The following is a 23,472-nucleotide window of genomic DNA, read 5'->3' on the forward strand; positions in this document are numbered from 1 at the left end:
AGAGTATGCCAAAAGTCGATGCAGATAATTTGTTGAAGCGTTTTGGGCGCTATTTGAAGTTGGAACGAGGGCTTTCCACCAATACGGTAGAGGGCTATCAATGCGATGTCGAGAAGCTTGTGGATTTTATTCAGACCGAGAATCTCGATTGGAGTCAGGTTACCGGCGACGACCTGCACCGGTTTGTATGCACGTTGCAAGACCTGGGCATCGGAGCCCGGTCGCAGGCTCGCATCATCTCGGGAATCAAGTCGTTTTTCGGTTTCCTGAAGTTGGAGAAGCTCATCGAGAACGACCCTTCGGAGTTGATCGAGAGTCCGAAGCTGGGGGTGAAGTTGCCCGATGTGCTCACGGTCGATGAGGTAGACCGTATGGTCGAGTCGTTCGACCTGTCGCAACCCGAGGACCGTCGCAACCGAGCCATCATCGAGACCCTCTATGGTTGCGGGTTGCGGGTGTCGGAGCTGGTGGGGCTGCGTATCTCCGACCTCTATTTGACCGACGGTTATATCATTGTCGAGGGCAAGGGCGAGAAGCGTCGCCTCGTTCCCATCTCGCAGAACGCGATACGCGAGATAAACCTCTATCTGGAAGACCGGCGGGAGCTCGACATCAAGCGGGGCAGCGAGGATATTCTGTTTTTGAACCGGCGGGGGGCGAAGCTTACCCGGGTGATGGTCTACTATATTGTGAAACGGGCCTGCGAGCGGTGTGGCATTCGCAAGCAGGTGAGCCCCCACACGCTGCGTCATACCTTTGCCACCCACCTGCTCGAGGGGGGGGCCAACCTGCGGGCCATTCAACAGATGTTGGGGCACGAGAGCATCACCACCACCGAGATATATACCCACCTCGACAGGCAGTTCCTGCGGCAGGAAATCTTGCAATATCATCCCCGAAACCAGCGGAAAGCCCCCAATAAAGGGGGTTAGAGAAAAAAAATTGTATAAAAATAGTGAGAGTGTTCTATTTTTGTTTATTTTTGCCTTTAAATATGAAATGCACTAATTCTGTTCTTCAAAATAGGAAAGGAAATATTTCAAAAATAAGTGTAACCAAACAATTATTATTATGATTAAGAAAATCTATCTTCCCCTAATGCTTCTCATGACATTGGCATTTGTAGGGTGTAACAAAGACATGAAGCCGTTATCGGCCGATTATTTTACGGTGACCCCTTCTCCTCTTGAAGTAGTAGGTGGCCAGGTTCCTGCAACCATTACGGGAACTTTCCCTGAAAAGTATTTCGATAAGAAATCGGTAGTTACAGTAACTCCCTACCTGGTTTACGCCGAGGGTGAAACTGCCGGTACTCCGTTTGTTTATCAAGGGGAAAAGGTAGAAGGTAACGACCAAGCCATTTCGTACAAAATGGGTGGTGTTGTTTCCATGCCTGTAAACTTCAAATACATTCCCGAGATGCGTAAATCGGAACTGCAACTGGCTTTCAAAGTTCAAAGAGGTAACAAAACGTATGAATTGCCTCGTGTAACGGTTGCCGAGGGTGTCGTTTCTACGGCCGAAATCGCCAACGCTCAAGAGGTGAACCCCGCTATCACGCCCGACAAGTTCCAACGTATTATCAAAGAGACCTATTCGGCCGACATCATGTTCCTCATCCAACAGGCCAACCTGCGTGCCGAGCAACTGAAATCGGAAGAGATGAAAGCTCTCCACAACGAAATCAACGCTGCTGCCGAGGCTCCCAACAAAGAGTTGACCAACATCAACATTTCGTCTTACGCTTCGCCTGATGGTGGTGTGAAACTGAATACCACGCTGGCCGAGAACCGTGAGAAGAATACGGTTAACTACATGAAGAAGAGCTTGAAGAAAGACAAAGTTGAAGCCGACATGACTGCCGAATTTACGGCTCAAGACTGGGAAGGTTTCCAAGAACTGGTTTCGAAATCGAACATCCAAGACAAAGAGCTCATCCTGAACGTACTTTCGATGTACTCCGACCCCGAACAACGCGAACGTGAAATCAAGAACATGTCGTCGGTATTCAAAGTATTGGCCGAGGAGATCCTCCCGCAACTGCGTTATTCGAGAATCACGGCTTCGGTGAACGTAATCGGTAAATCGGACGAGGAAATCTCGAAACTGGCTAACGAAGCTCCCGACTCTCTCTCGGTTGACGAACTGCTCTACGCTGCTACGCTGGTTAAGACCAACAAAGAGAAAGCTGCCATCTATACGAAAGTGATTGAAATCTATCCGAACGACTACCGTGGTTACAACAACTTGGGTATGGTTCAATACGAAGAAGGCGACCTCGCTGCTGCCAAAGCTAACTTCGACAAGGCTGCCCGCATCGCTCCCAATACTCCCGAGGTGGCTATGAACCAAGGTTTGATCGCTCTCTCGAACAGCGATTACGCTGCCGCCGAACAAGCCTTTGGCAAATCGGCCGGTGTTGAGGAACTCAACGAAGCTCTGGGTGTATTCTACATGAAGAAAGGCGACTACAACGCAGCCGTAAAAGCATTTGGCGATGTTAAATCGAACAACGCCGCTCTGGCTCAAATCTTGGTAAAAGATTACAGCAAGGCTAAAGCTACGCTGGCCGGTGTTGAAACTCCCAATGCCAACACGTACTACCTGATGGCTGTTCTGGGTGCTCGTACCAACAACGAACAAATGGTTGTTTCGAACCTGAAGAAAGCTATCAGCATGGATTCTGCAAAAGCTCAACAAGCTGCTACCGATCTTGAATTTGCCAAATTCGACATCACTTCGCTTGTAAAATAAGTTAGCAGATAAATAGACCATCATAGGGCCGAGGTTGCATGTGCAACCCCGGCCCTCTTTTTTCTCCGAAAGGCAAAGTTGCCTGAAAGAGGGTTTTTGTTTCAGTTTGTTCGCCTGGGAGCGTGATAATTACGGTTAAACTTGTACATTTGCAAAAAAAATACAGATTCGTAACAATGAAAAGTCATAAGAACCTTTGGGCCCTCTTGCCGGTCCTGTTGTTTGTCGTCTTGTCGTTTATCTATTTCTCGCCCGACGTTGTCGAAGGCAAGATTCTGTTCCAACACGATACCCAGCAGGGGTTGGCCATAGGCCACGAAGCCAAGACCTACGCCGAGCAAACGGGCGAAATGCCTCGCTGGACCGGCTCGGTATTCTCAGGTATGCCTACCTTCCAGATTGCACCCACCTACTCGAGCAACGCTCCGCTGAAGGGGTTGCAGCACGTCTATAACCTGTGGCTGGTATCGCCCGTGTCGCTGGTCTTCATCATGATGCTGGGCTTCTATATTCTGCTGCTCACGCTCAACGTGCGGTGGTATCTGGCGGCCTTCGGTGCGGTGGCTTATGCCTTTTCGTCCTACTTCTTCATCATTATTGCGGCGGGCCATATCTGGAAGTTCATCACGCTCGCCTACATTCCCCCTACGATTGCCGGCATCATTCTGGCCTATCGGGGGCGCTATCTGTTGGGTGGAGCCCTGGCGGCACTCTTCGGCGCGTTGCAAATCATGTCGAACCACGTGCAGATGTCCTACTACTTCCTCTTTGTCATCTGTGCCGTAGTCGTTGCCTATGGCGTGGAGCACTACCGCTCGCACACCATGCCGCGCTTTTTCAAGGCCACCGGCGTGTTGCTGGTAGCTGCCGTGCTGGCCGTGGGAGCCAATGCTTCGAATCTGTATCACACCTACAAATATTCCAAAGAGTCGATGCGTGGAGGCCATACCGAGCTCTCTTCGCCCGATGGCGACAAGGTGGCCAAACCGGCCGGAAGCGGTCTGGACAAAGAGTATATCACCCAGTGGAGCTACGGCAAGATGGAGACTCTCACCCTCCTGATTCCCGACAGCAAGGGTGGTGCCAGCGGTCCGCTCTCTGAGAGCGAGCGGGCGGTGAAGGCGGCCAATCCCGAGATTCGTCCCTACCTGTCGCAACTCGATCGTTACTGGGGCGACCAGCCCTTTACCTCGGGACCGGTCTATGTGGGTGCCCTCATCTTCTTCCTCTTCGTGCTGGGTTGCTTCATCGTGCGCACGCCGCTCAAGTGGGCCTTGCTGGTGGTGACGATTCTGACCGTCATGCTCTCGTGGGGTAAGAACATGATGTGGCTCACCGACTGGTTTATCGATTACTTCCCCATGTACAACCGATTCCGTACGGTGTCGAGCATCTTGGTGGTGGCCGAGTTCTGCATGCCGCTGCTGGCCGTGCTGGCGCTGAAAAAGATATTCGACGACCCGTCGATACTCTCGCGTGAGAAACGGTGGTTCTACCTGAGCGGCGGCATTGTGGCCGGTATCGCTCTGCTGGCGGCTCTGGCCCCTGGCCTCTTCGATACCTTCTTGAAAGACTATGAGCGCGAAGCCGCCGGTCAACCCGGTTATGCCGAACTCTTTGCCGGTGTGGCCGAAGCCCGCAAGGCTATCTTCACGGCCGATGCCTGGCGATCGTTCATCATCGTGGTGCTGGGCTTTGCCGTGCTGTGGCTGCTCAATCGGAAGAAGGTGAGTGCTACCGTGGCCATGGTGGCCCTGGCGGTGATTCTGGTAGGCGATATGTATCCGGTCAACAAGCGCTATCTCAACAGCGACAACTTCGTGACACCGGCCCGCAAGACCAATCCCTTCCCCATGACCGATGCCGACCGCTATATCCTGCAAGACAAGGACATGAACTACCGGGTGCTCAATGCGGCGGCCGGCGAGACGCTGGCAGCCAGTTTCAACGAGCCCCGCACGTCGTATTACCACAAGTCGGTCGGCGGCTACCACGCCGCCAAATTGCGCCGCTATCAAGACCTGATAGACCGTCAGCTCGTCAATGGCAACATGGTGGTACTGAACATGCTCAATACCCGCTACATCATACAGCCGCTCGAGGATGGGCGCGAGACCGTCGTGCGCAACCCCGGAGCGCTGGGCAACGCCTGGTTTGTATCGGAGGTCGAGTGGGTCGACAATGCCGATGCCGAGATGGCAGCCATTACCGACTTCGACCCGTCGCACACGGCGGTGGCCGATCGCCGCTTTGCCCGGGAGATTGGCGACAAGGTGGTTCCCCCCGCAGCCGGCGACACCATCTACGAGACTGCCTACAAGCCCGACGAGCTTACCTATCGCTACCGTTCGCAACAAGGCGGTTTAGCGGTCTTCTCCGAGATTTATTTCCCTTGGGGCTGGCAGGTGACTGTCGACGGGAAACCCATCGATATGGCGCGTGTAAACTACGTGTTGCGGGCTGTCAATCTGCCGGCCGGCGAACACGAAGTGATATTCCGGTTCGACCCGCCCTCGGTACATACGACCGAAGCCATTGCCTATGTGTCGCTCTTCCTCATCCTGGCCGGCTTTGTGGGCACGGGGGTAGTCTATTGGCGTCGTCGTAAATCGGTCCCGCAAGCCTAAAGGCCGTAGTCTATGCAGAAGAAGTTCTGGAAGGAGTATACCTCGCCGATGAGCCGCATGCGTCAAGCCTGGGGCTTCGGTATCCACTCGCCCTTTGCCTTTCGTCTCATCACGAAGGTGATACGCGAGAAGGCCCGTTATTATGCCTACGACGATGTAGAGGCAATAGCTCGTGCTCGTGTCATTGATGCCCTTCAGCGGCGGCAGAAACGGCAGCGACGGCTCATCTCCAAGAGCCGGGGGCGTCTCTTTTTTCGGCTGACCAACTTCTTCCGGCCCGACGACATTCTCGAGATAGGCTCTTCGTGGGGCATCTCGTCGCTCTATTTGCGGCTGGCCGAGCGTTCGGCACGTCTGACGATAGTCGAGCCGAATGCCGAGATTGGCAGTTTTGCCGAACAGCTCTTTGCCGAGGCCGGCGAGCAGGCCGAATTTGTGCGGGAACCTCATGCCATTGCACTCCCCGATTATCTGGCCGGTGAGCACGAGGGTTTCTATATCGTGGTCAATCGTCTGCCCAAGGCTCAGTATCGGGCGTTGCCCCGGTTGCTCGACCCGGCGCTCGACAAGCCTTCGATATTGATAATCGACGGCATTCGCCGGAATAGTGCGGTGAAAGAGTGGTGGGAGTCGCTCCTCAAGGACGAGCGGGTGCGCGTGACGGTCGACATGAAAAATGTGGGGTTTGTCTGCTGCAATCCCAAACTGAACAAACAGGATTATCAGGTATCGTTGTAAGGGGGCCTATTCGGCCAGAATTTTGCGGATGGCGGCCTCGTCGGCTACCAGTTGGGCCTGCAGTGCCTCGATGTGGGCAAACGTCTGTTCGGGGCGTATATACTGCACCAGCTCCACCGCTAAAGCCTCGCCATAGAGATTGCCTGCGAAGTCGAAGATATTGGCCTCGATACAGTAGTCGTTGGGGCGGTTCAGGGTAGGGCGGTTGCCGATGTTGAGCATGCCGCCGTAGCGATGTCCGTCGGCCCGTACAATCCGCACGGCATATACCCCGTTTGCCGGAATCAGCTTATCGGGGTAGTCGATGTCGATATTGGCCGTGGGGAATCCCAGCTCGCGCCCCACATGAAAACCGTTCACCACATGCCCGTGAAGCGTATAGGGGTATGACAGCAGGTGGTTGGCTGTGGCCAGGTCGCCCTGCAACAGCAGCTTGCGAATGATCGACGAGCTCACCGGCCCGGCGTCGGTCACCAGCTCCTCGGCGTGTAGAATCTCCATCCCCAGCTCCTTGCCATATTTCACATAGTCGTCGAATCCCTCGGCCCGATTGTGACCGAATCGATGGTCGTAGCCGATAATCAGCCCCTTGACCCGGTACTGCGACGACAGCACCCGAAGGAAGTCGAAGGCCGAGAGCATGGACATCTCGCGGGTAAAGTCGAGAAAAATCACGCGGTCGACACCCGTTTGCCGCAGCAACGCCTCGCGTTCGTCGGGCGAAGTGAGCAGGCGAAACGGCACCTCGGGGTGCAACACCTGTTGCGGGTGCGTGCGAAACGAAATCACGGCCGATGCCAGTCGACGTGCAGCCGCTTCGGCCTCGACCCGGGCAATCACGGCCCGGTGGCCGCGGTGCACACCGTCGAATACGCCCAGCGTAGCAAACAGCGGTTGGTTCGGAGCTATGTCGGTCGGTCGGGTGGTCATGGGCGAGAGTTGAAAAAGTCGATAATGCCGCAGTCGGGCGTTACGAGATGAGTCTTGAATCCGAGAGCAGCGGCGGCATCGAGGTTCTTTTGCGAGTCGTCGAAGAAGAGCGTCTCCTGCAGCACGATGTGCGACGAGGCAATCACCTTCTCGAAAATCTCGGCATTCGGTTTGCAAGCTTTCAGCCGGTAAGAGAGGTAGATGTCGTCGAAATAATCCTCCACCGTCAGCCCCTCTTGGGCAAAACAGTCGGCAATCTTCGTGTCGAACATGATGGGATTGGTGTTACTCAGCATCATCACCCGGTAGTGGCTGCGCAACCGGCGCAACAACTGCAGACGCTCGACGGGGATACCTACGAGAAACGCGTTGATGGCATCGACGATGTCGCGGTCCGACACCCCGTCACGACCGATGCGACGGTGCATGTAAGCCAGGAAATCGGCCGCCGATATTTCGCCGGCCTCCAGTTTCATAAACTCGCCCTGCTGGCCATACAGCCCCAGCATGTTGGCCGCCTGCGTGTCGCCCAGCGCCGCCAGCGCATCGACGCACTGCTGTTGGTCGAGGTCGATAATCACCCCGCCCAAGTCGAAAAGCAAATTGTGAATACCCGTCAATGAAGCCTCCATAGCTCTACAAGTTAAGTGATGCAAAAGTAGCGAATTTTGTGCAGCTATCGGGTATTTGTAAAGAGAATTTAGTACATCCGGGCCTGTTGCCGGAAGGCCCTGGCCGCTTCGATTGCACGATAGGCAGCCGTCGGCAATCCTCGACTCAGCCGCAATATCTGTCGTTGAACTCTGCCCGGACTCTATCGTCGCGATATTTTCGAGAAAAAACGGCAAAATATTTGTGGCTTTCTATGAAAACCGCTATCTTTGCACTCGCTTACGGAAATATCCGTGCCGGTCCTATAGCTCAGTTGGTTAGAGCATCTGACTCATAATCAGGGGGTCCTTGGTTCAAGCCCAAGTGGGACCACAACTTCAGAAAATCTATCAGGCGAAGCTCCCGCAGAGTTTCGCCTTTTTTATTTTGCCTCGTTTCGATACGCTCTCAAAAAATAGGCCGGGAGCATTGTCGCAATGTTCCCGGCCCGGTATCACTTATCTATCTTTCGAAAACTCAATTCTCATGGTTGAGCTCTACTTCACGTGTATGAGAAAAACATGTTTTGTCGTTACATATCTATCCGTTTCTTGAGTACCCGGCTTTTTTCAGCCAAGAATCCCATGACATGGCTCTCGATAGAGAGGTCGATTGTACTGGTTAGATAAGACGCATCGCGATTGGCTACGGCCAGCACAAAGTCTTTCACAATACCGAAATCGCCGCCGGCATGGCCTTCGTATCCCGGCAAGGAAGAAATATCCTTATTCCATACCAGTTGTTTACGGGTGAGAAAATCGGTAACGGTAAACTTCTTCATATCACCCTCGATCCATCCTTTTGTTCCCATAATGCGGGTCAGACGACCACCGGTTGCCGTGAATGCCTCCATCGAGAAGGCGCCGGTTATGTTGCCGTCGAACTCGAGAGAAGCCACGAAATGGTCGCACTGATCATTGTCGCAGCGGTAGACACATTGTCCATATTCCGAAGTCCTCAATTTCTCGAGAATAAGACTGTCGTATTTCTTGTTGTGACAATCATTGTCGGGTATATCGAAAACATACAGGAATTGGCGTTGTTCCAGATAGATTTTTTTTGCGGAATAGGGGCATTTCGATTCTACCGGGCAGTCGAGGCATCGAGCGGTAGAACCTTCGGGAGCATTCTCCCGCTTGAACAGTTTCAATCCGCCATAAGCCGACACCGACTTGCACGGTTTGTTGACCAGCCATCGCATCATATCCATATCGTGGCACGATTTGGCAATAATGATAGGGGTGGTATCTTTCGAACTTTTCCAATTTCCCCGTACATACGAGTGGGCCATGTGATAGTAACGGATACACTCCATGTGCTGTATGCTCACCAAATCGCCGATTGTTCCGGCATCCAACACCTTTTTCAAAGCGATGAAATAGGGGGCATATCGCAAGACATGGCAGATGCCCACGATACGATTGTAACGCTTGGCATATTTCAAAATGTCGTTGCACTCTTTGATCGACTGGGCTACCGGTTTCTCGAGCAGCAGGTCATAGCCTGCGGCCATAGCTTTCAAAGCCGGTGCATAGTGCAGGTTATCGGGGGTTGCGATAATCACGGCATCGGCAAACTTTGGCCGACTGAACACTTCACTCCAATCGTCAAAGCAATTTTCATCGGGTATCTGGTACAGATTCTTCATATACTCCTGTCGCTCCCGATTTATATCGGCAACACCCACAATCTTGAGCGATTTGGGATAATGCTCGGAGTAGCTGGCATACGTGCGACCACGGGCACCAGCCCCAATGACAATCGCCGTTACCGGCTTGTCGACCACGGCTTCCTGGCTCTCCAAATCCGATTCAAGCAGTTTGGCCAAATCGTCCGAACCGGCTGTGGCCGAGCCATTCAACGACTCTACAGTCTGCGATATGGCCTTGAAATCGGATAGAGCGGCAGCAACAGTCGTTGCTCCCATCAGCCTTAAAAATTCACTTCTTTTCATGTTCTAACACTACAAAAATAAGCGACGGCCCCGATATCCCGGACTAAAAGAAGATACCGGGGTCCGTCGTTAGAAAACCAATTTACTACTACTTCTTCACGATAAAAGGTTTGGTCAATCGACCTTCGTCGGTCGACAATACCAGATAATAAACACCTTCAGGCATATCGACTGTCGAGATAGCCTCGTCGATTACATCGCCATAGAATGCCTTGCTCCATACGCTGGTACCCAACGGAGTCACAATGTTGACTTGAGCCCGTACGCTCTTACCGAAGCTGGCCTTCATGGTTATTTCGCCATAAGCCACTGTGGGATATAACTGGAATGAATCGGCGCTTATACCCTCTATGCTACTGGGATCGTCGTTGGAAAGTATCATTTGCAGTTCCAGTTCATCGTCGCAACCCGACGCACCGGTAGCTTTCACCGTAAAGCTGTAAATACCCTCTTCATTCGACTCGGAAGGAGTTCCCGAAATAAGTCCTTCGGGCGACAAGGTAAGGCCATCGGGCAAGGCCCCACCAGTAAGCGCACATGTAATACCCTCGCCCTCTATCTCGAGTTGGAGCGAATAGGGATAGCCTATATAGGCATCGGGACAATGGTCGGTCACGATAAACACATCGCAGCCTTCACCCGACTTGATAACCAGCGTGTACTCTTTCTGAATAGACGATGCTTCGTCCGATACCTGAAGCGTAAACGTGAACGAACCATTCTTGGTAGGAGTTCCCGAGATAGCCCCGTCGTCGCTCAACGAAAGTCCATCGGGGAGTGCACCCTCGGTAATCTCAAACGACACAGCACCTTCGGTATTGTCGACAACGATATTGCTGTAATAGGGCTCACCAACGACTCCTGCTTCGAGAGTCTTGGTCTTCACCATCAGTACATAGGAATACAACACCGTGTACACATCATAATCGCCTACAAAAGGAAGCGTGAGGTCTACACCATCGAAGACCGTAGAGCCGTTATTGTGATGACCTGTCACATAGACTTTATCACAATCGGGCGACATGGTTACGCACCAGGCTATCTCGTGCTGGTTGGCGTTATCGGGAGTAATGGTCTTTTCAAGTTGTACCAGTTCCCAAGTTTCACCGTCATATTTAGCAAAGTAACCATCATGGCCTTTGGAAGTATACTCCTTAGACTCGCCGCGGGGATTCATGTTCACGGCCGTTCCGCCTTTGGAACCATCGCCATTTATATTACCGGCCACATACACATCGTCGTTCTTGTCGATGAACAGAGCCTTTGACTCGTCGCGACCGCTTCCACCCAGGTTCATACCGTCCAGATAGGCTCCCGCAGGTGAATACTTAATCAGGAACGAATCGAAATTTCCATTGAACCCGAGAGCCGGTTGTCCCTCAGGAGTAACAGCCGATTGGCAGTGCCCCCAGATATAAACATTCCCTTGAGAGTCGGAATCGATTGAGCGAGTATCGATACGGTTGGAGTTCTTTACATGGGTAATCCACTGTCCCACACCCTCGTGAGAGAGTTTGGCCACATAAGTATCCTGGGTAGACTCACCGCCTATGTCGGTTGTAATAGACTCCCCATCGGTACCGGTGAGGGTAAACGAAGAACCAAAACGGCCGGTAAGCAGGATATTCTCGTCTTTATCCAGTTTCACGTCCCAGCCATAAGAATATTTGGGGCCAAAGCCTGCAATAGCCCACTGGCATTCCAGCGAACTGTTGTAGCATGCCAAAAAGGTGCCGGTATCAGTTCCACCAATAGTCACGCTCTTTCCGTTTCCGAAATCGGTCTGTCCTATGGTCGAACCCGTCACGTAGATAAGGCCTTCGCTGTCGGTAGCAACCGAGTTACACAGAGAAGCTCCCGTACCTTTTATCACGGCCGAGTTTTTATAGGTTCCGTCTTTACCATAGACTACAATGCAGGCATCGGTCGACTGAGTAGCACTCCAGGTCTGGTCGGTGCCATCGATAGTTACGTCGCCCGCAATTTTGCCCACGGCCACAATGTCGCCACCCGAGGTAACCGCAATGCGCTCAAACGAATCGTCTTTCGTACCACCGACTACTCGAGCCCACTGGAAATTCAGTTCGGCATCATATTTCACAAGAATAGCGTCCATACCGCCACGGCCTTTTACCATCGTACCATTGGTAAACTCGACATTACCCCGGCAAATGCCCGAAATATAATAGTTGCCGTCGGCATCGGTCAACGAACTGTACGGCTCGTCGGCCCCCGTACTACCATACGAAGCCGCCGTTTCAAACTTGGCATCTTTGGCCATAGCTTCTCCTACACAAAATAAGGGAAGCAATATAATTCCTGCTCCGATGTAAATTTTTCTTAGTTTCATAACTCCATGTTTTTAATAGTAAATAATTTAGACGACGATTAAAATTAAACTGAGAATAAGACAATATGATACTCTTTTGGTTTCCTGTTATTTGGCCAGCTCGAGTGTGACCATGATCGGAAAATGGTCCGACAAGGTGTTGTCGGAAAACACTTTTGTTTCCTTGACTACCCAGCCACTCGACGGATAATAGCCTATATGGTCAAAGCCCTCGCTGAAAGCCAGAGTCCACACGCTCGACAGTTCATTTATCTCGGCCGTACCCACACGGCGGTTCATATCACCAGCCAAGAGATACCACTTGCCCATTTGGGGGATACGGGCCACCTCTTTAATCTGAGCCATGCCGTTATCGAGATTGGACATGTCGAGATGGGTGTCGACAATCGAGACCTCGGTTCCATCGGGCAAAGTAATATCGGCAATAGCGGCACAGCGCTGTTCGGTTCCGGCAGCACAAGGCAACATGATACGACGGGTCTCGTCGAAACTGTACTTGCTCAGAATGGCATTGCCAAATTTTCCTCCGTAGCAACTTTCGAGGGTGACGTAGAACATGCCCTGATACCCTGTAAGAGCAGCCAGTTCATTGAGCATATTGATATTGTTGTTAATTGTTCTCGGCTTATTGGCTCCCGAACGGTTGGTATAATACTCGACCTCTTGCAAAGCCACGATATCGGGATCTTGAGCCTTGATAAAGGCCGCAATATCGGCCATCGGGGCATCGTACCCCGCATGAATATTGAACGACATGATTTTAAGTTGAGTCTGAGCCGACACACTGCCCCACAGACACACACTCAGCAAAATGAATATAAATTTTTTGGTCATAATTTTAATTTTCAATTGTTTAAAGAATATTCTCGAGCTAATACATCGTAAATGGTCGATGCTATTAGCTGGTTACCTTCTATGCCGGGATGAATTCCGTCGGGGAATAAGTCCTGATGTCCTTGCAATGCAGTGTGCAGATCGATTACGGTGAGACCTTGAGTTTCGGCTACCCGCTCAATGGCAGGAATAATCTCGGAGGTAATCACCCCGTCATCGGCACCAATCGAATTGCTGTATGCAATTGCCGGAGTACACAGGAAAACTCTGGGCCGGGTAGACAGGCTGCGAAGCTCGAGCACGAAATCGGTCAAGTCGGACTCAAATTCCGCCCCGTGATTGGGCCAGTTGATCGACCGCGAATCGTTTGTTCCAAACTTGACAATTACAATGTTGGGGAGAAAGGCTTTTGCATTGGTAAACTCTTTGGTGTTCCAATAGGGCTGATTCCCGTTTTTCAGCAGGGTAGTACCGCTACAGCCAAAGTTGCCTACCTCGAAGTTTTCGCCCAGCATATTGCCCAACAGAGCCGGATAACACTCTTTTTCCCGGTCGTTCAAGAACTGACGGGCTCCATATGTGATACTATTGCCTATGCAGGCTACTTTACGGACCGACTCGATAACCGGCGGACGTTCTCCTTTCGGATAATCTTCGTTGTCATCGGAACAGCCAACCAGACTCCACGACAGGGAGAGTAACATCAATGCACAAATAAACAGATGATTATACTTTTTCATTGTTCCCTATTTTAATCCTATTCGTATGAATAATGCTTTATGATTCGATACCGTGGCATCGCCTTTTACCATTACCGTCTGTGTGCCCCAATTTTGAGAAAGAGGGGTGAGAATGTAATCATACCTTGATACAGGCTCATCGGCAGGATAGGTATTCTCTGCTGCAAACTTGCAAGAACGACGGTATTTTGTTGTCAAGATATTGAGGACATTCCCCGACAAGTCCTCATGAATAGAGGCACAGATGACAATATTCTGTTTCACTTGGTCGGCATAAGCAGCCAGAGCCTCGGCCTGGCGAACCCTTTTGCTGGCATCGTTCCGATCGAACTGACAAGTAGCTACAAGAACCGTCTCGCCCGATTTCAATTCATAAGGCATGGTGAGTAACACCAACTCATTGTTCAAATTTACCTTATTAGTTCCATAAAAGCACTCTCGCACAAAAAGAGAGACACCGGTTTCGCCACCATCTTCACGCCCGGTCGAGGCAAATACGCCCTGCCTGCGGTTACCCTCTTTGCTGCACCGATAGGCAACATCGGCCACCAAATTGGTCTTGCCGGTACGAGTAGTCCCATAATCGACATCTTGCAAAGCCACCACATCGGTATTGTTTTCTTGAATAAATGCGGCCAAAGGTTCTACCTGGTACGAGCCCGAGGCCATTCCCTTATCGGCGCTCAACGACAACAAAGAAAATGAACGGTCCCCGGCCAAGGTTACCAGAGATTCTTCACTTTCGGTTTCATCCGGCCCAGATAAAACTGGGTCGGACGAACCGCAAGCTGTCATTAAAAGCACTCCAAACAGGCATAAGATGAATGTACAATGAGTTCTCATATAAAAGATAGTTTAATGATTCTCAAATAGATTACCACCCGGGATTATTGGGCAACAAATTAGGGTTGCGCTGCGTTTGGGTAAACGGTATGGGCCACAGATAATTCTTCTCAGCCGAGAAGGTACGACCGGTCATAAGGACCAAGTTACCCTCGCTGTCGGTAGGAATATCCTTTACATACTCATATTCGCTGGCAGGCACAGTGCTTTTACGCATGCCGGTCACATCTTTGGCCAGCAGGTCGCCCTGTTTCCAACGCATTAAATCGAAGTAACGCTCGCCCTCGAGAGCCAGCTCAACCCGACGCTCGCGGCGAATCTCATCGCGTAAGTCGAGGCCATAGGCTTTCAAAGTAGTCAATACCATCTTGTCGGCTCCCACCCGGTCGCGGAGCAGATTGATCGACTTGTCAATATCGGGCTGGGTAATAGCGTCGCCACGCATCTCCTTAGCCTCAATCCAGTTGAGCAAAACCTCGGCATAACGCATCAGCGGGATTGCATTCTGGTCTTTGTTATAGCGCGAAATAGCCGAGAGCTCTACAAATTTGGTAAAATACCAGCCGGTTGTCGTGCGGCAACTGGTTGCCGAGTTGGAGAACTTGGGTTGTTCATAAATCGTTTTTCCGGGATATCCGCCCCATTCAGCCCCGGGTTTCAAGATAGTCTGAGCCATACGGGGATCTCGGTTGTTGAAGATGGCTTCGTGGGTATTCTCACGATAACGGCTTGCCGGGATGGTTATAGGCAGCCCGTTGCACAGATAAGCATCCATGAGCGAACGAGTAGGCGCATAACGAGTTTCTTCGTTGGGCACCTGCAACTCACGGCTGAGGTTATGGGTCAACCCGGCCTCCTCGCTATACAGACGGGTAACGATAAACTCACGGTTGCTTTTGTTTGTTACCGGGTTGGCGGCAAGGGTAAACAACTCGTGGTAGGTCGTCTCGGGGTTGCCGTTGTCATACAACTTGTGGAAATTGGCGGTCATCACTTCCTCTGCTGCAGCAACAGCCTCGTCCCAACGCTCGTGATACAGGGCAAAACGTGACTTAAAGGCCCAAGCAGCTTCTTTGGTAGGACGTCCCAACTCGGTATCTTTCAAATCTTTGGCATAAGGCAATGCCGTAGCAGCCAATTCATACTCATTGAGAATCCACTCAATCAGAGTCTCTTTGTCGGTACGCGGGCCGTACAGAGCCTCATCGCCTACGTCGATGGTATTGACTACCAAGGGTACATCGCCGAAACAGTTGACCAAGTAACTATACAAATAGGCTCGCATGAACCGAGCCTCACCGGCATAGCGCTCCCGAATCGAAGCCGAAACCTTCTGAGCCCGCTCATAGTTCTCCAAGAAATGGTTGCAGCGTCTTATCCCGTCATAGTCGTTGGTCCACTCGGAGTTAATAACCGACAAATCACTTGTAAAGTTACCGCTCCCGAGCGTCTTGTACTCCGACGAACGTTCACGAAAAACATTGTCGCCGAGAAATTCCATATCGACACTCATGTCTTTCCCCCGCAGGTAATTGATGCAGGCATTTGAAGCCAGTATCAGATGCTCTTCGGTCTCCCAATAGGTTTCGTCGGTAAGCTCGTCCAGCGGGATTCTGTCGAGAAACGAATCGTTGCAGCCCGACCATACCAGTATCGAGCAAAGTAAAATGGTTAAATATCTTGTTTTCATATGTACTTACTGTTTATATCATCGATAATTATTTGAACGTAATACTCAACCCTATCGAATACGACGAGGTAATGGGATAGTACCCGCCATCGCTCACCGGGATTTCGGGGTCATACGACGGGAAAAAATCGGTAAGGGTCCACAAATTCTCGCCCGAGAAATAGATTCTTAAATTCTCGATGTGCAACTTGGATATGATCCCTTTGCGAGGAATGGTATAGCCTACCTGCAAGTTCTTTATTCTCAAATACGAGGCATCTTCAATCCAGAAAGAGGAGAACTCGTCGCGGTTATAGGTCTCGTCATAAGTAAAACGCGGATACGAAGCATTGGGGTTCTGGTTCTCCCAGGTCCAACGGTCGAGATGGGCTTTCTGAGGATAGTTGGCCAGTTCGGTAAACGCATGGCGACCCATACCTCCGATATAACCGGCACACTTGCCTACCCCTTGCAGCAACAGGCTGAAATCGAGCCCCCGCCAGGCAGCATTGAGACCGATGGTATAGTTGTAACGAGGTATCGAACTGCCTATATAGCAGCGGTCATCGGTAGGGGTAATTTTCCCGTCGCCGTTCAAATCGACATATTTAATATCACCCGGCTGCACCTTGGTGCGATACTCCTCGATGATGGGTGTAGTAGGTTTGGGAGTATAGGTGTTGGTAGCGGGATCGTAGTTGAAATCGTCGACCGTATACAAGCCATCGGCCTTATACCCCCAGAAAGCGTCGATAGGATAACCCACGGCACGTATCTGGTCGCCGCTAAAGTCGTCGGCCGTGTTTCCTACACTCACTACCTTGTTTTTTACATCGGAGAAGGAGAGGCTCACGCCATAGTGGAAGTCTTTGCCAATCTTGTCTTGCCACGACAGCGCTATTTCCCAACCTTTGTTTTGTACTTTCCCCGCATTCTGGTACGGTTCGCTCACACCCAACACATCGGGGAGTTTCACCTTCAACAAAATATCATCGGTATTCTTGATAAAGTAGTCGGCCGTCAACGACAGTCGGTTGTTGAACAGATTGGCGTCGATACCGATATTGGTCATCTTTATGGTCTCCCACGAGAGAATATTGTTCGAAGCCTCGCTTTGCTGCATTGACGAGGTTATCTCGCCCCCGATAGGCATATTCGACGTAGAGGGCTTGATCAAGGCCATATAGGGATAAAGCGACGAGGTGTATTGATTACCCAAGGTACCATACGAAGCCCGTATTTTCAAATTGTCGAGCCAGCTACGGGTCGACTCCATGAACGACTCTTCGGACATGCGCCATGCCACCGAAGCTGATGGGAAATAACCTCCTCGACAACTCTTATGGAACCTCGACGAGAGGTCGTAACGCAGGTTGGCTTCAACCAGATAGCGGTCGTTGTAGTTATAATTGATGCGACCAAAACCCGAGCGAATGGCCCAGTGGTTGTCATAACCACTATTGGTCTGCAAATCGGTTCCGGCATTCAGCACATGCAAGTCGTTCGATACCAAGTCCTCCCGACTGGCATCCATCTGCTGGTACAATTGCCATTCTTGCGAGAAACCGGCCAAAATATGGAACGAATGCTTGCCAATGGTTTTATCGTAATCGGCCTGAGCCATCAGGTTCTGATAACGTTGGGCAATATCACGCTGGCTGAACTTGCTTGTGTTTGAGGTATAGGCCAACGGGGTATCGGTGTCGGGATAAAAGTGCTGTATGATGTTTTGCTGCTGTTTGCGCAGCACATCGACCAGCCGGGTAGCATACTGTACCTTGGCGGTGAGGCCGGTGATGATTTTCAGTTCGGCACTGAAATTCAACGAAGTCTCCCGTTTGTGATAGTTGATGAACCCGCCATCGTAGGCTTGCGCTATGGGGTTGGCCGAGCTACCGCCATAGCCCCATTGTCCATCAGTAAACTTGACCGGGGTAAGAGGCGACGAGCGCAGAGCCTGATAGAAAAGGCCCGAACTTCCGCTGTCGCTGGTGGCCGGAGTCCAGTTATCCACATCGGTATAGCTCATGTTACCGTTAATCGTTAATCGGTCGAAAAGCTCGGTATTCAGTTTCATTCTTACGTTGTTACGGGTAGCATGATAGCCATTACCCACCATGAGCCCCGATGTGGTGAGGTTTCCATAGGAGAGATAATATCCCATTGTTTTATTTCCTCCGTTGATATTGACGTTATGTCCGTGTTGTGGGGCATAATCTCGGGTGATTTCCTTTATCCAGTTGGTATTGGCTCTGAAGTTGGGGTCGGTTCCGTTAATGACTGCGTCGATATCTTCTTGGGTATATCCCCAACTTTTATTGACATTCGACGTAGCCTCTTTCAACAGGGTGAGATACTCGACGGCATCGAGCATTTCGGGTAATGCCGTAGGGGTTTGCATGGCAAAGTATCCTGAATAAGTGACCGTGGGTTTTGCTTCGCGATTGGCTTTGCGTGTCGTAATCAGGATAACACCGTTTGCGGCTCTCGACCCGTAAATAGCCGATGAAGCGGCATCTTTCAGAACCGAAACCGATTCTATGTCGTCGGGATTCAAGGTATTCATATCGCCCTCGACACCATCGATAAGAATCAACGGATCGGAGTTGTTCAAGGTTCCCACACCACGAACCCGTATAGACGAGTTGTTGTCGCCGGGGCGACTCGTTGTATTGACGATAGATACACCCGGTAGCAAGCCTTGCAGACCTGTCGTCACGTTGGCTATGGGTCGGTTGGCCAGCACATCGTGATCGACCGATACGACCGACCCCGTCAAGTTTATCTTTTTCTGTACTCCGTAGCCTACGACAACCACTTCGTCCATCAGGTTGGTATCTTCGTCCAACCGGATTTCAATCGAATTTCCTTCGGTCACGGCAACCTCTTCCTTCTTGTAGCCGATCGACGAAACTACCAGCATGGCATGATCTGCAATATCGTCGATGGTAAAATTTCCGTTCACATCGGTCGATGTCCCTTGAGAAGAACCCTTGACCATGATACTTGCACCGATAATCGCTTCGCCTTTATGGTCTACTACTTTCCCCGAAACGGAGCGGGCCTTTTTGGCCGATTGCGATTTGGGTATGAGCACGACTACGTTGTCTACTTTTTTCTCATAAGTGATATTTGTTCCCTTTAGCAATAGTGTCATTGTCTCTTCCAAAGAGGCATTGTTGGCTTTGACTGTTACCAATTTGTCAAGCCCGTCCAACTCTACATTATAAAAGAAATTGTAATCGCTCGATCGCTCTATCTGCTTCAAGGCTTCTTTTAAAGGCTTCTCCTTGATGTCTACTGTAATTTGCGCCTGAATATTCCATGCAAAGAGCACAAATAGCGCGATACATAGTTTCCGCATCTTAAAATGGTGTGATTTCATACGTTTTTCATTTTGTCTTATTAGTAAAGGTACCTGCAATAATGTGTTATTCTCAAATTTTTTTCATCGTCTATTAGGTATACAAGGTGAGGGGGAGGATTATCCAATCAAGGTTCGAAATTAACATTTGTTATTATTCCTGACCTTGTTCATATTCCACGAATCATCTGTCGCGAATACTTATAATCTGCCCTGCCTTGATTAAATACCAAGGTAACTATCTCCCCCTTTGGAGGGGAGTATGACAAGGTGGAGGAGCAGTTTTTTTATTTTTTGCGAAGCACGATTACCGAGTCACGTACTTCGTACTGCAAAGCCGATGTCATCGACAGAATATCGAGTGCATTGGTAATTCCGCCGTTTCCTATCGAGCCCGTGAAGAAATACTTATCCTTGGGGAAGCCCGCATCGAACACGATTTTTACATCGTATACCCGCGACAGAATCTTGACGATATTCTCCAGTGATTCATTTTCGAAACGCAGGTTGCCGTTGGTCCATTCGACATATTCCTGGGAATAGACCTTTCCTACTGTCATCGATCCTGTCTGTTTGTTATAGACCAATTTTTCATCGGGCTGCATCACACAGCGACCTTGTGCCGATGTTACATCGACTTTACCCGTCAGCAATACTACCGAGACATCGGGATCGTCTTTATAGGCACTGATATCGAACGAGGTTCCCAATACGGTAATTTCAAGTCCCGCAGCTTTTACGATAAACGGACGTTCTTTATCGGGCGTCACCTCGAAGTAGGCCTCTCCATCGAGTTCTATAACCCGTTCTTTGCTTCCGAAATTTTGGGGGTAGCTTATCTGTGAAGCCGAGTTGATATTTACTTGTGTACCATCGGGTAACTGTACTTTAGCTCGTTCGCCGCTTTCGGCCGATACAATCAACGGAAGGGTGTCGGGGGTGGGCGTCGAAAGCAATTCATAGGTTATCAATGCCGCTACAATAGGCAGGCAGATAATGGCGGCCCAACGTATGAGTCGGGTAAAGACAATCCTTTTCGAGCGGGTTTTCTCTTCTCGAGAATCTATGGCTTCTTTAATGCGACTATACAATCGGTCGTAAACCTCCTTATCGAGAGAAGAATCGCATTTCTCGATTTCACGCATCATCCAGCGATCGAGCGAATCGTTGTTGCGTATCCATTCGCACAATTCTCTGACCTCGACTGGCGAAGCATTGCCTTCCAGATACTTCTCAATGAGTATTTTGAAATTGTTCTTATCCATTTGTTCCTTTACTTAGTGTACAGGTAAACCTCTTCACCTATCTAATTTTACATGGTTAAATAGTCTTAATTAGCACCGTGTATATGATTACGGTCAATAATTCGCCATAATGATTCATCAGCTTGTCTTTCATAAACTTGAGAGCCAAAGACAACTGAGTAGCCACGGTACTTTCCGAAATGTTCAACTCTAAAGCAATCTCTTTATTGCTCAGATTTTTGCGCTTGCTCATGATGAAAATCTTTTTGCGAGATGGGGGTAACTCTTCGGCAAGTCGATCGATATACTTTTCCAACAGTTTTCCATCCAGAACATCGTCAATGTTATTGTCGCTATATTCTTGCGCCGATTCGAGCACATACTCGGCATATATATACTCGACCGTTTGGCGCTGGTATATGTTCAGTAACAAGTTTTTAGCGATGGTACAGAGATAGGAAATCAATGATTTGTCGGGATTTATCTGATCGTGTATCTCCCATAATCTTACGAATGTACGCTGAACAATCTCTTCGGCCCAATAGCTGTCGCCTTTCGAAATTTTCATAACGAAATTGTATAACTTGCCACTATACAACTTGTAAATTTTCTCGAAAGCATCGAAAGATCCTGACTTAAGGCCTATGATAATATCATCGTATTCGTGTTTCATTCCTGCAAATTATTATATGCAAATGTAAGTCATCTGCATAAAAACAGCATTGGTTCTTTGTTAATTTTCTAATACAGATTTATCGTTCTCCTGTGAAATCAATACCCCATCAATCGTCTGAGAGCATTTTCTGCGTCATACGGTGAGGTGAAAGCCGGTTGAATTACCACGCGGTTATTGCGGTCGATAGCTCCCCATTGGCCTCGCTTCATCTCGACAACGGCATATCCCTCGCGATTGAAAGCTCGGGCTCGGTAATATTGCGGCTTGATAAACCAGGTTCCATAGTAGTCGAGATAGCCGTACAGACCGGTGCGGGAATCTTGCTCTTCCCACAATTCTATGCCCCGCATTCTGCCTTTACCCATCGAAAGGATAGCGGCATCGACATCGTAACCGTTGGAGAAGTTGAAATTGATAACGGTCTTTCCGGCCATATTGATGGCCCCGTAGCGGGCTCCCAAACGTACACGGGCCAACCCGTTGGCTCCAAATCGATTTGCCGACTGGTATCGGGGTTGGATGGCCCACAGGCCTAAATCGTTGACGTAGCCATATAAGCCGGTAGCCGGATTCTCGACCGGTGTCAGTCGTCGGGCCATTTGCGACGAGTAGTTGCCTGCATAAGGCGAAAATGGCATGATGCCGGTACACGAGAGCCACGTCATCGGAACTAACAGGAGTAAAAGTATCGGCGATTTCATGTGTTTCAATTTTAAGGTTATCTTCTCTATTTTTTCTTTCCCCTTTGATCTCAATAGGACAAATATAGCGAACTATTTTAAAAAATCAAATTTTTCAGATTCTCCTCTATGGCCTTGTAGCGTGTGTATAAGAACAGCAGAGGCTGCATCGTGTATGGCGATACAGCCTCTGCTTGGATATGGAGGAAATAAAACTTCTATTTGAGTACTCCCAGATTCTTGGCCACTTTGATGAAGGCGGCGATGCAGGCATCGAGCTCTTCACGGGTGTGTGCGGCCGAGAGTTGTACGCGGATGCGGGCTTGTCCCTGCGGTACGACGGGGTAGTAGAATCCGGTCACGTAGATGCCTTCGTCGAGCATTTGGGCGGCAAAGGTCTGCGAGAGTTTGGCGTCGTAGAGCATGACGGCGCAGATGGCCGACTGGGTGGGCTTGATGTCAAAGCCGGCGGCCAGCATCTTGTCGCGGAAGTAGGTGACGTTTTCCATCAGGCGGGTGTGGAGTTCGTCGCTCTCGTCGAGCATCTTGAAGACTTCGATTCCGGCACCTACGACGGCAGGGGGCAGCGAGTTGGAGAAGAGGTAGGGTCTCGACCGCTGGCGCAGCATGTCGATAATCTCTTTGGGACCGGTGGTGAATCCGCCGATGGCTCCGCCGAAGGCTTTGCCCAGCGTGCCGGTGTGGATGTCAATGCGGTCGTAGAGGTTGAAGAGTTCGCTGACGCCGCGTCCGTGAGGACCTACGACACCGGCCGAGTGGCACTCGTCGACCATCACCAGGGCATCGTATTTCTCGGCCAGGGCACAGATTTTGTCCATGGGGGCTACGTTGCCGTCCATCGAGAACACGCCGTCGGTCACGATGATGCGGAAGCGTTGGGCCTGGGCCTCTTGCAGGCAGTGCTCGAGCTCTTCCATGTTGGCGTTGGCATAGCGGTAGCGTTTGGCCTTGCACAGGCGCACACCGTCGATGATGGAGGCGTGGTTGAGGGCGTCGGAGATGATGGCATCTTCGGCCGTGAAGAGGGGTTCGAACACACCGCCGTTGGCGTCGAAGCAGGCGGCATAGAGGATGGTATCCTCGGTTTTGAAGTAGCGGGCAATCGCCTTTTCGAGTTCGCGGTGCAGGTCTTGGGCTCCGCAGATGAACCGTACGGACGACATGCCGAAACCGTGTGTATCCATCGCTTTTTTGGCGGCGGCGATGAGCCGGGGGTTATCCGAGAGTCCCAGGTAGTTGTTGGCACAGAAGTTCAGTACTTTGCCGCTTTTCTCGGCAATTCTGATGGCCGAACTCTGGGGGGTGATGATGGTACGTTCTTCTTTGTACAATCCGTCGGCCTTGATCTGGGCGAGCTGTTGGGCCAGATACTCTTTCATTTGTGTAAACATAGGCGT

At 50.6% G+C, this 23,472-nt stretch carries 17 protein-coding genes and 1 tRNA gene; 5 read left to right on the forward strand and 13 right to left on the reverse strand.

The annotated features are described in order from the left end of the window. Positions 1–5: 5 nt before the first annotated feature. From xerD to ABGT88_RS01030, 4 genes are all read left to right on the forward strand, one after another. Positions 6–932: a site-specific tyrosine recombinase XerD gene (gene xerD / locus ABGT88_RS01015; RefSeq protein ID WP_087407827.1), complete on the forward strand. Its 927-nt coding sequence runs from the start codon at positions 6–8 to the stop codon at positions 930–932. Between the two features lie 139 nt (positions 933–1,071). Beyond that, positions 1,072–2,754 (forward strand): tetratricopeptide repeat protein, encoded by a 1,683-nt coding sequence (locus tag ABGT88_RS01020; protein WP_346699925.1) that lies wholly within the window; start codon positions 1,072–1,074, stop codon positions 2,752–2,754. A 176-nt stretch (positions 2,755–2,930) separates the two neighbouring features. Beyond that, complete coding sequence (locus ABGT88_RS01025; protein ID WP_300133196.1) at positions 2,931–5,381, forward strand: YfhO family protein; 2,451 nt, start codon at positions 2,931–2,933, stop codon at positions 5,379–5,381. 12 nt (positions 5,382–5,393) lie between these two features. Beyond that, positions 5,394–6,119 (forward strand): hypothetical protein, encoded by a 726-nt coding sequence (locus ABGT88_RS01030; protein WP_087407824.1) that lies wholly within the window; start codon positions 5,394–5,396, stop codon positions 6,117–6,119. A gap of 6 nt (positions 6,120–6,125) precedes the next feature. On the opposite strand, the gene ribF is transcribed toward ABGT88_RS01030, so the two are convergent. Both ribF and ABGT88_RS01040 read right to left on the reverse strand, forming a co-directional pair. Continuing rightward, positions 6,126–7,049 (reverse strand): riboflavin biosynthesis protein RibF, encoded by a 924-nt coding sequence (gene ribF / locus ABGT88_RS01035; protein ID WP_087407823.1) that lies wholly within the window; start codon positions 7,047–7,049, stop codon positions 6,126–6,128. Continuing rightward, on the reverse strand, positions 7,046–7,681 hold the full coding sequence (locus tag ABGT88_RS01040) for an HAD family phosphatase (RefSeq protein ID WP_346699927.1): 636 nt from the start codon (positions 7,679–7,681) through the stop codon (positions 7,046–7,048). Before ABGT88_RS01040 ends, ribF begins: the two co-directional genes overlap by 4 nt. A gap of 278 nt (positions 7,682–7,959) precedes the next feature. Here ABGT88_RS01040 and ABGT88_RS01045 point away from each other — a divergent pair. Then, positions 7,960–8,033, forward strand: a tRNA-Ile gene (locus tag ABGT88_RS01045). A gap of 199 nt (positions 8,034–8,232) precedes the next feature. On the opposite strand, the gene ABGT88_RS01050 is transcribed toward ABGT88_RS01045, so the two are convergent. From ABGT88_RS01050 to kbl, 11 genes are all read right to left on the reverse strand, one after another. After that, positions 8,233–9,654: a Gfo/Idh/MocA family oxidoreductase gene (locus ABGT88_RS01050; RefSeq protein WP_346699929.1), complete on the reverse strand. Its 1,422-nt coding sequence runs from the start codon at positions 9,652–9,654 to the stop codon at positions 8,233–8,235. Positions 9,655–9,742: 88 nt separating this feature from the next. Further along, positions 9,743–12,004, reverse strand: coding sequence for a putative Ig domain-containing protein (locus tag ABGT88_RS01055; RefSeq protein ID WP_346699931.1), 2,262 nt, complete (start codon positions 12,002–12,004; stop codon positions 9,743–9,745). Between the two features lie 87 nt (positions 12,005–12,091). Continuing rightward, positions 12,092–12,838: an endonuclease/exonuclease/phosphatase family protein gene (locus ABGT88_RS01060; protein ID WP_087407819.1), complete on the reverse strand. Its 747-nt coding sequence runs from the start codon at positions 12,836–12,838 to the stop codon at positions 12,092–12,094. An 11-nt stretch (positions 12,839–12,849) separates the two neighbouring features. Further along, on the reverse strand, positions 12,850–13,578 hold the full coding sequence (locus ABGT88_RS01065) for a GDSL-type esterase/lipase family protein (RefSeq protein ID WP_258327622.1): 729 nt from the start codon (positions 13,576–13,578) through the stop codon (positions 12,850–12,852). A gap of 6 nt (positions 13,579–13,584) precedes the next feature. Then, complete coding sequence (locus tag ABGT88_RS01070) at positions 13,585–14,421, reverse strand: endonuclease/exonuclease/phosphatase family protein (protein WP_258327623.1); 837 nt, start codon at positions 14,419–14,421, stop codon at positions 13,585–13,587. 31 nt (positions 14,422–14,452) lie between these two features. After that, entirely contained in the window at positions 14,453–16,111 is a 1,659-nt protein-coding gene (locus ABGT88_RS01075; protein WP_346699934.1) for a RagB/SusD family nutrient uptake outer membrane protein, read from the reverse strand. 28 nt (positions 16,112–16,139) lie between these two features. Further along, complete coding sequence (locus tag ABGT88_RS01080; protein WP_346699936.1) at positions 16,140–19,475, reverse strand: SusC/RagA family TonB-linked outer membrane protein; 3,336 nt, start codon at positions 19,473–19,475, stop codon at positions 16,140–16,142. Positions 19,476–19,741: 266 nt separating this feature from the next. Continuing rightward, positions 19,742–20,719 carry a FecR domain-containing protein gene (locus ABGT88_RS01085; protein WP_346699938.1) on the reverse strand — a complete coding sequence of 326 codons (978 nt, stop codon included), beginning with the start codon at positions 20,717–20,719 and terminating at the stop codon, positions 19,742–19,744. A gap of 55 nt (positions 20,720–20,774) precedes the next feature. Next, a complete protein-coding gene (locus ABGT88_RS01090; protein WP_346699940.1) occupies positions 20,775–21,371 on the reverse strand; it encodes an RNA polymerase sigma-70 factor in 597 nt (198 codons plus the stop codon). Between the two features lie 98 nt (positions 21,372–21,469). Further along, positions 21,470–22,075: a WG repeat-containing protein gene (locus ABGT88_RS01095; RefSeq protein WP_298663784.1), complete on the reverse strand. Its 606-nt coding sequence runs from the start codon at positions 22,073–22,075 to the stop codon at positions 21,470–21,472. Between the two features lie 197 nt (positions 22,076–22,272). Further along, positions 22,273–23,466 (reverse strand): glycine C-acetyltransferase, encoded by a 1,194-nt coding sequence (gene kbl / locus ABGT88_RS01100; protein ID WP_087407811.1) that lies wholly within the window; start codon positions 23,464–23,466, stop codon positions 22,273–22,275. Positions 23,467–23,472 lie beyond the last annotated feature (6 nt).

This window comes from Barnesiella sp. An22, assembly GCF_963931395.1.
GTDB lineage: Bacteria > Bacteroidota > Bacteroidia > Bacteroidales > Barnesiellaceae > Barnesiella > Barnesiella merdigallinarum.

What these genes read in the sequence shown, in the direction of transcription:
- ABGT88_RS01030 (WP_087407824.1), top strand. Translation starts at nt 5,394, where the DNA reads ATGCAGAAGAAGTTCTGGAAGGAGTATACCTCGCCGATGAGCCGCATG.
- ABGT88_RS01060 (WP_087407819.1), bottom strand. Translation starts at nt 12,838, where the DNA reads ATGACCAAAAAATTTATATTCATTTTGCTGAGTGTGTGTCTGTGGGGC.
- ABGT88_RS01085 (WP_346699938.1), bottom strand. Translation starts at nt 20,719, where the DNA reads ATGGATAAGAACAATTTCAAAATACTCATTGAGAAGTATCTGGAAGGC.
- ABGT88_RS01095 (WP_298663784.1), bottom strand. Translation starts at nt 22,075, where the DNA reads ATGAAATCGCCGATACTTTTACTCCTGTTAGTTCCGATGACGTGGCTC.
- xerD (WP_087407827.1), top strand. Translation starts at nt 6, where the DNA reads ATGCCAAAAGTCGATGCAGATAATTTGTTGAAGCGTTTTGGGCGCTAT.
- ABGT88_RS01070 (WP_258327623.1), bottom strand. Translation starts at nt 14,421, where the DNA reads ATGAGAACTCATTGTACATTCATCTTATGCCTGTTTGGAGTGCTTTTA.
- ABGT88_RS01050 (WP_346699929.1), bottom strand. Translation starts at nt 9,654, where the DNA reads ATGAAAAGAAGTGAATTTTTAAGGCTGATGGGAGCAACGACTGTTGCT.
- ABGT88_RS01075 (WP_346699934.1), bottom strand. Translation starts at nt 16,111, where the DNA reads ATGAAAACAAGATATTTAACCATTTTACTTTGCTCGATACTGGTATGG.
- ABGT88_RS01055 (WP_346699931.1), bottom strand. Translation starts at nt 12,004, where the DNA reads ATGAAACTAAGAAAAATTTACATCGGAGCAGGAATTATATTGCTTCCC.
- ABGT88_RS01090 (WP_346699940.1), bottom strand. Translation starts at nt 21,371, where the DNA reads ATGAAACACGAATACGATGATATTATCATAGGCCTTAAGTCAGGATCT.
- ABGT88_RS01025 (WP_300133196.1), top strand. Translation starts at nt 2,931, where the DNA reads ATGAAAAGTCATAAGAACCTTTGGGCCCTCTTGCCGGTCCTGTTGTTT.
- kbl (WP_087407811.1), bottom strand. Translation starts at nt 23,466, where the DNA reads ATGTTTACACAAATGAAAGAGTATCTGGCCCAACAGCTCGCCCAGATC.
- ribF (WP_087407823.1), bottom strand. Translation starts at nt 7,049, where the DNA reads ATGACCACCCGACCGACCGACATAGCTCCGAACCAACCGCTGTTTGCT.
- ABGT88_RS01020 (WP_346699925.1), top strand. Translation starts at nt 1,072, where the DNA reads ATGATTAAGAAAATCTATCTTCCCCTAATGCTTCTCATGACATTGGCA.
- ABGT88_RS01040 (WP_346699927.1), bottom strand. Translation starts at nt 7,681, where the DNA reads ATGGAGGCTTCATTGACGGGTATTCACAATTTGCTTTTCGACTTGGGC.
- ABGT88_RS01080 (WP_346699936.1), bottom strand. Translation starts at nt 19,475, where the DNA reads ATGAAATCACACCATTTTAAGATGCGGAAACTATGTATCGCGCTATTT.
- ABGT88_RS01065 (WP_258327622.1), bottom strand. Translation starts at nt 13,578, where the DNA reads ATGAAAAAGTATAATCATCTGTTTATTTGTGCATTGATGTTACTCTCC.